The 12237-nt window shown below is 42.2% G+C and carries 11 protein-coding genes; 9 read left to right on the forward strand and 2 right to left on the reverse strand.

The features are described from left to right. Positions 1–153: 153 nt before the first annotated feature. Positions 154–672 carry a DJ-1/PfpI family protein gene (locus NI468_RS10040; protein WP_253101640.1) on the reverse strand — a complete coding sequence of 173 codons (519 nt, stop codon included), beginning with the start codon at positions 670–672 and terminating at the stop codon, positions 154–156. Positions 673–1159: 487 nt separating this feature from the next. On the opposite strand from NI468_RS10040, the gene pheA reads away from it, so the two are divergent. The 5 genes from pheA to NI468_RS10065 all read left to right on the forward strand — a co-directional run bounded on the left by pheA (position 1160) and on the right by NI468_RS10065 (position 6669). Next, on the forward strand, positions 1160–2269 hold the full coding sequence (pheA, locus tag NI468_RS10045; RefSeq protein ID WP_004645570.1) for a prephenate dehydratase: 1110 nt from the start codon (positions 1160–1162) through the stop codon (positions 2267–2269). 66 nt (positions 2270–2335) lie between these two features. Continuing rightward, entirely contained in the window at positions 2336–3427 is a 1092-nt protein-coding gene (gene hisC / locus NI468_RS10050; RefSeq protein WP_253101643.1) for a histidinol-phosphate transaminase, read from the forward strand. Between the two features lie 3 nt (positions 3428–3430). Further along, positions 3431–5677, forward strand: coding sequence for a bifunctional prephenate dehydrogenase/3-phosphoshikimate 1-carboxyvinyltransferase (locus NI468_RS10055; RefSeq protein ID WP_253101646.1), 2247 nt, complete (start codon positions 3431–3433; stop codon positions 5675–5677). A 99-nt stretch (positions 5678–5776) separates the two neighbouring features. Next, complete coding sequence (locus NI468_RS10060) at positions 5777–6139, forward strand: hypothetical protein (RefSeq protein ID WP_253101649.1); 363 nt, start codon at positions 5777–5779, stop codon at positions 6137–6139. Then, entirely contained in the window at positions 6127–6669 is a 543-nt protein-coding gene (locus tag NI468_RS10065) for a GNAT family N-acetyltransferase (RefSeq protein WP_253101652.1), read from the forward strand. Before NI468_RS10060 ends, NI468_RS10065 begins: the two co-directional genes overlap by 13 nt. A 33-nt stretch (positions 6670–6702) precedes the next feature. Here the strand turns inward: NI468_RS10065 and NI468_RS10070 are convergent, their stop codons facing one another. After that, a complete protein-coding gene (locus tag NI468_RS10070; RefSeq protein ID WP_253101655.1) occupies positions 6703–7335 on the reverse strand; it encodes an alpha/beta hydrolase in 633 nt (210 codons plus the stop codon). A gap of 123 nt (positions 7336–7458) precedes the next feature. Between NI468_RS10070 and yaaA the strand changes: the two genes are divergently transcribed. From yaaA to NI468_RS10090, 4 genes are all read left to right on the forward strand, one after another. Continuing rightward, complete coding sequence (gene yaaA, locus NI468_RS10075; RefSeq protein ID WP_005247421.1) at positions 7459–8241, forward strand: peroxide stress protein YaaA; 783 nt, start codon at positions 7459–7461, stop codon at positions 8239–8241. A gap of 1180 nt (positions 8242–9421) precedes the next feature. After that, positions 9422–10744, forward strand: coding sequence for an NCS2 family permease (locus tag NI468_RS10080; protein WP_004645563.1), 1323 nt, complete (start codon positions 9422–9424; stop codon positions 10742–10744). A gap of 76 nt (positions 10745–10820) precedes the next feature. Then, complete coding sequence (locus tag NI468_RS10085) at positions 10821–11822, forward strand: adenosine deaminase (RefSeq protein WP_004731590.1); 1002 nt, start codon at positions 10821–10823, stop codon at positions 11820–11822. Between the two features lie 45 nt (positions 11823–11867). Further along, positions 11868–12221, forward strand: a complete 354-nt coding sequence (locus NI468_RS10090; RefSeq protein ID WP_004645560.1) for a hypothetical protein — start codon at positions 11868–11870, stop codon at positions 12219–12221. Positions 12222–12237: the final 16 nt, after the last annotated feature.

The raw sequence follows: 12237 nt of genomic DNA on the forward strand, positions 1-12237 counted from the left end.
TAAAAGCTTTATTTTCACCCGATAAAATACCCATAAAACAAGAGGAAGCTCAAATGAGCTTCCTCTTGTGAAAAATTGTGGGACAGCAATGTCCCGAAGGACTCTTTTTTATAGGGGAGAACATGGCCAAGATGGGAAATATTTTTTAAGACTTTATGATTTTAAAACATCCAAACATTCATGAATAAAAATGGGTAAATCATTGGGTAGGCGCGATGAAATCAACTGATTATTGTCATTCACCAGTTCCGCATCATAATACGTTCCACCGGCACGTTGTACGCGACTGGCATGCGCGCGAATACTGGTAATAATTCGATTTTTTAGTACATCTGCTTCGCACAGTAATAATGATGCATCACATAAACTAAAGATGGTTTTCTTGGCCTGGTTAAAAGCTTGGATAAATTGAAGCACCCGGAGATCGGTAGATAAAGAAACTGCAGATTCACCGCCAGGGATCAGCAAGGCATCAAAATCATCAATACTGATTTGTTCGATGCCCCGGTCAATCGTCACTGCAGAACAGCCATGCAGACCATAGACCACTCTTCCTACATTAAACTCAATATTACAGATGCTATGCTTTGCTTCCAGCAAGGCCGCAACGGGTTCAAGATATTCCTGATCTTCAAAATTATTCGTCAAAAGTACAGCTATTCTTTTTGGCATGACTGACACCCAAACGCTTGTTTTAAGTTAGACTATCTATGATTGGTTAAAAAATCGTCTCTGCTTTGTAATTGAGTAGTGATTTAATGTAAAAAATAAGTGAAATCAAAGAGAAGTCGATAAAAATGGGGTTGCAGAGTGTGCATTTTATTGTGAAATCTATCTTAGATATGAATGGTTCAAAAATGACGTGTGAAAAGTAATTATTTTAATTTTCTTATGCTTAAAACCGCTATATAGATTAAGAAATAGTGATATTTCATCTTCCTTAAAATCAGTTAATATGGACAGGCAAAGTTTACAATTTAATAATGTAAATCAAGCAGAAAAGCTGAAGTAAATGTTACCAGATATGACCAAAAGCGATAAATGGTTAAAATCAACTGTATGTTTTTAAGACTTAATCTACCAATGTCATATTGCGTAACATTTGAAAGCTCACTATTGTTATACTGAACAGATAAGGTTTATGAAGGGCGACAGAACAATGATCAACGACGATCAAAACACCACGACTTCTCTTGATTTGGCAAAAATTCGTGAAGATATCGATTCTGTTGATCAGCAAATTCAGCAATTGATTAACCGTCGGGCACGTTTGGCTGAAGCTGTGGCAAAAGCAAAGTTTGCTTCAGAAGAGAATCCGCTGTTTTACCGTCCAGAACGTGAAGCTCAGGTTTTGCGTAATGTCATGGAACGTAATGAAGGGCCATTGTCTGATACCACCATGGCACGTCTGTTCCGTGAAATCATGTCGGCCTGTCTGGCACTTGAAGCTCCGCAAAGCATTGCTTTCTTGGGACCAGTCGGGACCTATACTCATTCTGCGGTACTCAAGCACTTTGGCCATGATGCTGTGGTTCGTCCTTTACCGACCATTGATGAAGTTTTCCGTGACGTGGAAGCGGGTAGTGCCCATTATGGTCTGGTGCCGGTAGAAAATTCCTCTGAAGGCGTGGTTAACCATACTTTAGACTGTTTCAAAACCTCGAACCTGAATGTAATTGGCGAAGTTGAATTACCGATTCACCATCAGTTCCTGATTTCTGAAAATACCCGTAAAGACAGCATCAAACAGATTTATGCGCATCAGCAGACTTTGGCACAGTGCCGTAAGTGGCTGGATGCGCATTATCCAGGCGTGGAACGTGTCGCTTTAAGCTCCAACGCAGAAGCAGCGCGCCGTATTCGTAATGAATGGCATTCTGCCGCGATTGCCTCTGAAATTGCTGCGAGTATCTATGATCTCGAAATCATGCATAGCAATATCGAGGACAATCCGGAAAATACCACACGCTTCCTGGTGATTGGCCGTGAAAAAGTGCCACAAAGTGGTAATGACAAGACTTCATTACTGATTTCAGCACATGATCGTGCCGGGGCTTTGCTGGAAATTCTGGCGCCGTTTGCCAAGCACAATATCAGTCTGACCAGCATTGAAACCCGTCCTGCACTTCCTGAAAAATGGGCTTATGTGTTCTTCATTGATCTTGAAGGCCATATTGAGCAGGAACACGTGAAAGCAGCCATTGAAGAAATTCGTCCTTTGGTTAAAGAAGTTCGCGTGCTCGGTTCATATCCTGCAGCTGTACTTTAAGTCAGCTATCCGTGGTTAGGGCGAGGGTGCTGACCACTGTTTTATACCTAAAATTGGAAGTCTAAAATGTCGTTTGTTCCAGCCAATTCAGGCATCTCAAAATTAAAGCCATATCAACCGGGTAAGCCGATCAGTGAACTTGAGCGCGAGTTGGGGCTTACCGATATCGTCAAACTGGCTTCAAATGAAAATCCGCTGGGTTGTTCAGATAAAGTCAAAGAAGCGGTCGCTGCGGAAATTTCTGAAATTGGCCGTTATCCGGATGGTGGTGGTTTTATCCTGAAAGATCAGATCAAGGCCCAGTTTGGTTTTAATCACGATCAGATTACCTTGGGGAATGGTTCAAACGACTTACTGGAAATGTTTGCCCGCGCATTCGTTTCAGAAAATGATTCGGTGGTGTATAGCCAGCATGCTTTTGCAGTTTATGCATTGGTGACTCAAGCCATTAATGCACAAGCGATTGAAGTGCCAGCTAAAGGCTTTTCGCATGACTTGGAAGCAATGGCGGCTGCAATTCAAGACAATACCAAACTCGTCTTCATTGCAAACCCGAATAATCCAACAGGAACCTGGTTTGAAGAAGCTGAATTTGAAGCGTTCATGCAAAAAGTTCCTGCCAATGTCATCGTGGTTCTGGATGAAGCCTATGTGGAATATTTCCCGGAAAACTTCAACAGTCTGAAATTCTTGGCTCAATATCCAAACCTGATCGTTAGCCGTACTTTGTCGAAGTGCTATGGTCTGGCTGCACTACGTGTTGGTTTTGCTCTGGCTTCAGTAGAAGTGACGGATTATCTCAATCGTATTCGTCAGCCATTTAATGTCAACCATCTTGCGATGGTGGCTGCGGTGGCTGCACTGAAAGATGAAGATTTTATCGCGCGTTCTCGTGAAGTGAATAAAGCCGGTATGGCGCAACTTGAAGCTGGTTTTAAGGCTTTGGGTCTTAACTATGTGCCTTCACGTGCCAACTTTATCTTGGTAGATGTACAGGCAGACCCATCAGCAACCTTCAATGGTCTGCTCAAGCAAGGGGTGATTGTACGTCCGGTCGGTATTTCTAATCACATTCGGGTATCGATTGGTACTGAAGCAGAAAATGCGAAATTCTTGAGCGCATTGGCTAAAGTACTCGGTTTAGAGGCAAAAGCTTAAACCATGTCGCAGCCACTGTTTGAAAAAGTTGCATTTATCGGGCTTGGACTGATTGGTTCAAGTCTGGCGCGTGTCATTCGAGCCGAGCATTTGGCCAATGACATTGTTGCATCGACACGTTCACAAAAGACTTTGGAAGATGCTAAATCTCTTGGCCTGATTTCCGAAGGCTATGCCGATCCTTTAGAGGCGGTCAAAGGCGCTGATCTGGTGGTACTGGCATTGCCGGTACGTGCCACGCAAAAGGTGCTGGAAGCTATCAAGCCTTATTTATCTGCCAATACCATTATTACTGATGTGGGTAGTACCAAAGGTAATGTGGTCGATGCAGCGAAAGCGGTTTTTGGCGATGAACTGCCTGAAGGTTTTGTACCGGGCCATCCGATTGCAGGTGCCGAGCATACCGGGGTGCATGCAGGTAAAGTTGATTTATTTGCCAATCACAAGGTGATCTTGACGCCACTGCCAAGCAGTGCAGACTGGGCCGTCGATAAACTGATTCAGCTGTGGCAAGCGGCGAAAGCCGAAGTGATTTGTATGGATGTCGACAAGCACGATGAAGTGCTGGCGCATACCAGTCATCTTCCGCATCTCATGGCATTCAACTTGGTTGAGCAATTGGCCAAGCGTGAAGACAATTTAGATATATTTCGTTATGCTGCCGGTGGCTTCCGGGATTTCTCGCGAATTGCCGCTAGCGATCCACAAATGTGGCATGACATCTTTTTTGCCAACAAAAAAGCAGTTCTGAATGCTGTTGATGGCTTTGAACAGCAGCTCGCGATTATTCGCAAATTGATTGAAGATGAAGATTCCCACGCATTGATGGGCTTATTGAGTCATGCGCAGGCAGCTCGCCAGCATTTCAACCATATGCTCGCCAAGAAACCTTTCATGGAGAAAAATAAAGTGACACAACAATTTACCATTCAGCCGGGTGCCAAGAAATTTCAGGGTAAATTTACCGTGCCAGGTGACAAATCTGTGTCACATCGCTCGATCATGTTTGGTGCGATTGCAGAAGGTACCACACATGTGACCGGCTTTTTGGAAGGTGAGGATGCTCTAGCGACACTGCAAGCTTTCCGTGATATGGGAGTCAGCATTGAAGGCCCTAAAAATGGTGAAGTCACCATTCATGGTGTTGGCATGCAAGGCTTAAAAGCGCCGCAGTCTGCCATTTATATGGGCAACTCAGGCACTTCAATGCGTTTGCTGTCGGGTATGCTAGCAGCACAGAAATTTGATTCAGTGATGACAGGGGATGCGTCATTGTCTAAACGTCCAATGGAGCGTATTGCCAAGCCTTTACGTGAAATGGGCGCGCAAATTCAGACCACTGGTGAGCGAGGTACGCCACCTGTATCCATCACCGGCAACCAAAACCTGAAAGGGATTCAGTACGATTTGCCAATGGCATCAGCTCAGGTAAAATCAGGGATTCTGCTGGCAGGTCTATGGGCAGAAGGTGAAACTTCGGTGACTGAACCAGAACCAACACGCGACCATACTGAACGTATGCTACGTGCCTTTGGTTATGAAGTGAAAACAGAAGGCAACCGAATTTCACTGCAAGGTGGCGGAAAGCTGGTTGGAACCAATATTCAGGTGCCTTCAGATATTTCTTCTGCTGCTTTCTTTATGGTCGGTGCGGCCATTACTGAAAACTCGGATGTGACCCTTGAAGCAGTTGGCATTAACCCGACCCGTACTGGTGTGGTCGAAATCCTCAAGCAAATGGGTGCGGACATTACAGTTGAAAACGAGCGTATTGCAGGCGGTGAACCGATTGCCGATATTCGTATCCGTGGTACACGTACCTTAAAAGGCATTCATATGCCGGAAGATCAGGTGCCATTGGCAATTGATGAATTCCCGGCGCTATTCATTGCGGCTGCATGTGCCGAAGGTCAAACCATCCTGACCGGTGCTGCCGAGCTTCGCGTAAAAGAATCGGATCGTATTCAAGTGATGGCCGACGGTCTTCAAACCATGGGCATCGACTGTACCCCAACGGACGATGGCATCATCATTGAAGGTAAGGGCAAGTCTGGTGACTGGTCGCCAATCTTTACGGGTGGTGAAATTGAATCGCATCACGATCACCGTATCGCGATGAGTTTTTCGATTGCCGGTTTGCGTAATTCGGAGCAGATCAAGATTGTCGGTACTGAAACGGTCGCAACCAGTTTCCCGACCTTCACAGAATTGACCTCAATCGCAGGATTGCCAATTCAAGTGTCAGAATAATTTTTAAAATTATGTGAAACAGCCAAGCTTTTGCTTGGCTGTTTTGTTTATATTGCTTATGCTAAACCCATATAAGAAAAAAGCCATTTGGAAGTAGCGATGCGAAAATTAAAATTCATGGCCAATACCCAGAGCCAAACACCACGGGATGGTCAGGAAACCCAGGAATATGTAGCACATTTACTTGCCGAAAAATTAGGCAAATATGGTTTTCAGACCTTAAGCCAAAGTGGAGCTCAGGTTGCCGTCAGCGTGGAAGACCATGCGCTGCCTTTATCTGTGAGTTGCGAAACCAGAGATGAACAAGGGCATCTGGTTTGTGAAATTGCCTCATATCCTGAAGAAGAACAGGACTGGCTGGATCGTATCACCGAAAGAAGTTTGCTTAATCAGCTTGCACAGGCAGTGGAAACCTCTCTAAAAGAGCAGGAAAGCTTTAGCGAGTTTGAATGGAAGAGCTAATTCAACAGAATCAATCAGCTTTGCCTACACTGCAAAGTCAACGCTTGATCCTGAATTGTTTTAAATCAGCCGATGCCAAAGAAACTTATGCTTCAATTACGCCGAGTTTGACACGTTTTATGGCGTGGGACCCACCACAATCTGAACAGGGATTTGCAACAGTCTGGCAAAATTGGCTGGAAAATATGACTGATTATAAAGAATATGTATTTGTGATCCGTCATATTGAAACACAAGAATTTATTGGGCTATGTGGTTTGCATCGACTTCATGATGAAATACCTGAAGTCGGTATTTGGATTCGTGAAACTGCGCATGGTCATCATTATGGACATGAGGCAGTGCATTGTGTTGTGGCCTATGCTTTTAATACATTAGGGATTCAAGTCTTAAGCTACCCGGTAGCAGAAGAAAACTGGGCTAGCCGTAAAATTGCAGAACGCTTGGGTGGAAAAATTCTCCGTTACATCGATAAGCCTAAATATCGGGCTGTGATGTATGAAATTTTTGCAGAAGATTTTGTCTTTTAATAAAAAAACCCATCATCTGATGGGTTTTTTTATTTAGCCAAGCGCTAAGTACCGGGTCATTGCGATCCGTAATTGCTTTAAATAGCCGGTAAAGAAATGGTTGGCACCAGGTAATACGGTCACTAAATGGCGTTGTGGCTTTGCCCATTCAATCATATCTGAGAGCAAAGTCACTTCATCGGCTTCGCCATGAATGAACAGAATGTCGCCTTTAATGGCGGGCGTCACATAATGGCGAATACCAGCCACTGTTGCAGTCGGCAGACCACATAAAATGGTTTGCTTTGGTTGCAATTCTACCGGTAAGGCTGCATAGCTTTTTGCCATGACATGCGCACCAAAACTAAAACCGCCTGCATAAAAAGGCAGGGCAATATGCTGGTTGCGAGCGAACCGAATGACTTCTAATACATCATCCGTCTCACCGAAGCCCTCGTCGTGTATACCTTCACTTTTACCAGAACCACGGAAACTTGGACGATACACAATACAGCCACGTTCCAGATACATTTGTGCCAGTAAAACCGGAACCTTATGTTGTGGTGTACCGCCTTGCAATGGATGGGGGTGACAAACTACCGCGAATCCTTTCACTTCACCCTGAGGATAATCCACAAAAACTTCAATCTGACCCGCAGGCCCTTGAAGAAAAATTTGCTCGGGCATATAAAAACCGATGATTAACAGGAGAATCGTGCATTTTAACGATTATGGTGAATAAAAACATGAATTGGAATTAAAATAAGCAGACTGATATAGTTTGATTAATCATTTTTTGACCAGGTTGCCATGCTCGCTTTAATTTCTCCAGCCAAAACTCTCGATTACGATACTCCATTACCGACTGACCAATTTACTCAAGCGAGATTATTAGAACATTCACAGGACTTGATCAACGTTTGTCGCACACTTTCTGCAACAGAAATTTCCAGCTTAATGAGTGTTAGTGAAAAAATTGCCACTTTAAATACCGCACGTTTTAATGACTGGCAACCGGATTTTAATTTAGCCAATGCCCGTCAGGCGATTTTTGCATTTAAAGGCGATGTCTATACCGGACTGGATGCCTATAGTTTAAAACATGAAGATCTGCACTATGCACAAGACCGTTTACGCATGTTGTCTGGATTATATGGACTCTTACGTCCCTTGGATTTGATGATGCCGTACCGTCTGGAAATGGGAACCAAATTGGCCAATTCCCGCGGGCATAACCTATATGACTTCTGGGCACATCACATTACTGATCTGATTAATCAGGATCTAGCAGCAGCAAATTCTGAAATCCTGGTGAATATCGCCTCTGATGAATATTACAAATCAGTCAACGAGTGCAAAATTCAGGCAGACATTATCAAGCCGGTATTTCTGGATCAGAAAAATGGCAAATATAAAGTGATTAGTTTCTATGCCAAAAAAGCACGCGGTCTCATGGCGCGTTTTATGATTGAAAATAAAATTGATCGTATAGAGGGGCTAAAAGCTTTTAATACTGATGGCTATTATTTTGATGCAGACAGTTCACTCAAAGGAGAACTGGTGTTTAAGCGTGATGAACAACTGAGTGCATAAATGAGATGATTCCCAGTATCCAGCATGAGGATATGTATGCCGGATATTGGGATGTCTTTATCATGGTTAGGTTCTTAAATAGTGTTCAACGATTTGACTCTATGATGAGTGAAGTGTGGATGAACTGCATAATGAAAACTTCAAGATAATTAAAAATAAAAATATCGCCAAAAGCTTTGAAATCCCTCGCAAAATCTCCTTTATTTAGATCATTTTATTCTAAAAATTAAAGTTGAGCATTCTTGGAAAAGGCCGATAAAATAAATCGAAATAAGTTCTATTGAATAGGTTAGATTTTATTTATCTACATATTTTAATGTTGAATAAACTTCTTTTAGATATTTTGAAAAATATATTAAATTCAATTGTTTAGTTTTTGTTTAAAAGAATTTTTAATAGTGTCGATTTTTTGAAAAAAGAATTATAAATTAATTAAGTATTAATAAATAAAACTACATAAAATTAATATTTAGAGGATGAATAAATGCCTTCTATCGGGTTAAATGTAAACTATGTCACAAGTTTGTTAGGTTTTTTGTTAGCATAATTGCATAGTGTTACAAAGCAGCATAATAAAAATGAAAATATATGCTATCCCTGTTTTTGCCTTAATGATCAGTTTATTAGGATTTTGTGTCCATAAACAGTCCGAAATCAGAAAATATGAAAAGATCCGTCATGTCTTGAACGATGGACGTGATTCAAGCAAATTGCTGGAATCCAATCGACATCGACATTAAGCAGGTTGTACTATCTTCCTCCCGCCAATTGGGTCGAATTAATAAAATTAAATCAATAATAAATATAATAAAATTTTTTAAATATTCATCTTGAATATATTAATTTCTAATAAAGTGTAAAATCAAATAAGCAATAAGAAATCAATGTGTTATAATTTGCCAACGATCAGGATGAAGCAGAATTCATCTTGTTAAGCATTTGATTTAAATCAAGAAAATAAAGCTGCATAAAGGTTATGCAGCTTTTTTGTTTAGATTTTTTTTGGGTTTTTATAGCATAGCCCCGGGGCTGTAAGCTGTTACAACATTTTAACCCGTCAAATGGCTACGCTGGCATATTCGTTGCTAACACATCCTTAAAATTGATGAATTTTTTTATAAAATTTCATTTATTTGACGGCTTGCTTAAAGCATAAAGTTTACTCAATAGGGGCTAGGTCATGACGACTCCTAATCCATCTTCAGAAAGTATGCTTGAACGTCTGTTTAAACTGAGTGAAAACAAAACCAGTTTCCGTACAGAAGTTCTTGCCGGTGTAACTACATTCTTAACGATGTGTTACATCATTATTGTCAATCCAATGATTTTGTCCGAAACGGGGATGGATCATGGGGCTGTCTTTGTAGCAACTTGTCTTGCAGCCGCGATTGGCTGTTTAGTTATGGGTTTGATTGCAAATTATCCAATTGCACTTGCACCAGGCATGGGCTTGAATGCCTTCTTTACCTATTCCGTCTGTTTGGGAATGGGTGTGCCTTGGCAAACAGCACTCGGGGCTGTGTTTATCTCCGGTCTTGTGTTTATTGCGATCAGCATGTTTAAAATCCGTGAAGCCATTGTAAATGCGATTCCAATGTCGCTGAAACTGGCCATCGGTGGTGGTATTGGCTTATTCCTTGCGCTGATTGCTTTGAAAAATGCCGGCCTGATTGTGGATAATCCTGCTACGTTGGTAGGTTTGGGCGATTTAAAACAACCATCGGTTTTGCTTGCATTATTTGGTTTCCTTCTGGTTGTTGTGATGCATCACTTTAAAGTGCGTGGTGCGATCATCATCAGTATTTTGGTGTTAACCGGTATTTCAGCAGCATTGGGTCTGAGTGAATTTAAAGGTGTGGTTGGCGCAGTGCCATCGATTGCACCAACATTTATGCAAATGAGCTTTGAAGGTCTGTTCACTGCCAGTTTAATTGGCGTGATTTTTGTCTTCTTCCTGGTCGATTTATTCGACTCAACCGGTACGCTTGTAGGTGTTTCACACCGTGCAGGCTTGTTGAAAGATGGCAAACTGCCGCGTTTGAAAAAAGCACTTTTTGCGGACTCTTCTGCAATTGTTGCAGGTGCAGCGCTGGGTACATCTTCAACTACGCCATACATTGAATCTTCTGCGGGCGTAGCAGCCGGTGGCCGTACAGGTCTAACTGCTGTTGTAGTCGGTATCCTGTTTGTTGCCTGTTTGTTCCTTGCACCATTGGCACAGTCTGTACCAAGCTTTGCAACAGCACCAGCGCTGTTATTTGTCGGTGTCTTAATGATTCAAGGTATCGTGCATATTGACTGGGAAGATATTACAGAAGCAGTTCCTGCATTTTTAACCATTGTATTTATGCCATTTACCTATTCAATTGCTGATGGTATTGCGATGGGCTTCATCAGCTATGCACTGATCAAATTGTTAACCGGTAAGGCATCAACTGTACCGTATATGGTCTGGATTATTGCAGTACTATGGACGCTTAAATTCGCACTATTTGGCGGCTAATTTTTCTAGATTTGGAAAGGGTGTAAACTCAGTTTGCACCCTTTTTTTATTATTTTAGGTTTCATGAGGAGAAGCGATGAACCGTCTTGAGTTGATTCGAGCTTTGCCAAAGGCCGAGCTTCATGTTCATATTGAGGGCACTTTTGAGCCTGAGCTAATGTTTGCGATCGCTCAGCGTAATAAAATTGCCATCCCGTATAAATCTGTTGAAGAAGTTAAACAGGCCTATAACTTTCATAATCTTCAGTCGTTCCTGGATATTTATTATGCCGGCGCTGCTGTATTAATTCATGAACAGGATTTTTATGATCTGGCGTGGGCGTATTTTGAAAAATGTGCTGAAGACCGGGTCGTGCATACTGAAATGTTCTTTGATCCACAAACCCATACCGATCGTGGTGTTGCTTTTTCAACCGTGATCAACGGCTTGCAAAAAGCCTGTGATGATGCCAAAACTAAACTTGGTATCAGTTCACATCTGATTATGTGTTTCTTGCGTCATTTAAGTGAAGATGCTGCATTTGCAACACTGGAACAGGCCTTACCTTATAAAGACCAGATTATTGCGGTCGGTCTGGATTCAAGTGAAGTCGGGCATCCACCTTCAAAGTTTGAACGTGTCTTTGCTAAAGCGCGTGAAGCAGGTTTCTTGGTTGTAGCACATGCAGGTGAGGAAGGTCCGGCAGCTTATGTCTGGGAAGCTTTAGATTTACTGAAAGTGAATCGTATTGATCATGGGGTTCGTTCGGAAGAAGATCCGGAGTTAATGCAGCGCCTGATCGCAGAAAAGATGCCACTGACAGTTTGCCCATTGTCAAACCTGAAACTCTGCGTCGTGGATGATATGCAGCAGCATAATATCCGTCGCCTCTTGCAACAAGGCGTGCACGTTACAGTCAATTCAGATGATCCATCTTATTTTGGTGGTTATATGAATGACAATTTTATTGCCATTGCTGAAGCACTGGATTTAAGCAATGAGGAACTCAAGCAGTTGGCCATTAACTCATTTGAAGCCTCTTTTATTACCGATACTGAAAAAGAGCAATGGATCAACCAGATCCGTGCCCTGGTTTAAGTTTTTAAATAAAAGGCAGGGTTCGCTCTGCCTTTGTTTTTATAGATGGATATGAAATTGAAAAATATAATTCTGCTCATCAGTAGCGTGTTGATATCTGCTTGCTCAAATGCGGATATGACTTTGACACAGCGTACTTTAAAACCCGTGATTGAATACCAATGTGCAAAAGAATTGAAAGCATCTAAATTCTGGACTGCCTCGACCTATTTTATGCAGGACAAAAATAAAGCTGAACTTGAACAGAATGTCTGTTCATGTGTAGGTGAGCATGCACTCAAGGATATTCCGGCAAGCACTTTACTGAAAGCGACTCTGGATGAAGAAGTAAAGTCAAAACTCACGCAACAGGCTATTGCAAACAGTCTGAAAGGCTGCATGACCGAGTTCTTAAAATAAAATCAGCTTTGCAATG

It is taken from the genome of Acinetobacter lwoffii (genome assembly GCF_024129355.1).
Lineage (GTDB): Bacteria > Pseudomonadota > Gammaproteobacteria > Pseudomonadales > Moraxellaceae > Acinetobacter > Acinetobacter lwoffii_I.

What these genes read in the sequence shown, in the direction of transcription:
- NI468_RS10040 (WP_253101640.1), bottom strand. Translation starts at nt 672, where the DNA reads ATGCCAAAAAGAATAGCTGTACTTTTGACGAATAATTTTGAAGATCAG.
- pheA (WP_004645570.1), top strand. Translation starts at nt 1,160, where the DNA reads ATGATCAACGACGATCAAAACACCACGACTTCTCTTGATTTGGCAAAA.
- hisC (WP_253101643.1), top strand. Translation starts at nt 2,336, where the DNA reads ATGTCGTTTGTTCCAGCCAATTCAGGCATCTCAAAATTAAAGCCATAT.
- NI468_RS10055 (WP_253101646.1), top strand. Translation starts at nt 3,431, where the DNA reads ATGTCGCAGCCACTGTTTGAAAAAGTTGCATTTATCGGGCTTGGACTG.
- NI468_RS10060 (WP_253101649.1), top strand. Translation starts at nt 5,777, where the DNA reads ATGCGAAAATTAAAATTCATGGCCAATACCCAGAGCCAAACACCACGG.
- NI468_RS10065 (WP_253101652.1), top strand. Translation starts at nt 6,127, where the DNA reads ATGGAAGAGCTAATTCAACAGAATCAATCAGCTTTGCCTACACTGCAA.
- NI468_RS10070 (WP_253101655.1), bottom strand. Translation starts at nt 7,335, where the DNA reads ATGCCCGAGCAAATTTTTCTTCAAGGGCCTGCGGGTCAGATTGAAGTT.
- yaaA (WP_005247421.1), top strand. Translation starts at nt 7,459, where the DNA reads ATGCTCGCTTTAATTTCTCCAGCCAAAACTCTCGATTACGATACTCCA.
- NI468_RS10080 (WP_004645563.1), top strand. Translation starts at nt 9,422, where the DNA reads ATGACGACTCCTAATCCATCTTCAGAAAGTATGCTTGAACGTCTGTTT.
- NI468_RS10085 (WP_004731590.1), top strand. Translation starts at nt 10,821, where the DNA reads ATGAACCGTCTTGAGTTGATTCGAGCTTTGCCAAAGGCCGAGCTTCAT.
- NI468_RS10090 (WP_004645560.1), top strand. Translation starts at nt 11,868, where the DNA reads ATGGATATGAAATTGAAAAATATAATTCTGCTCATCAGTAGCGTGTTG.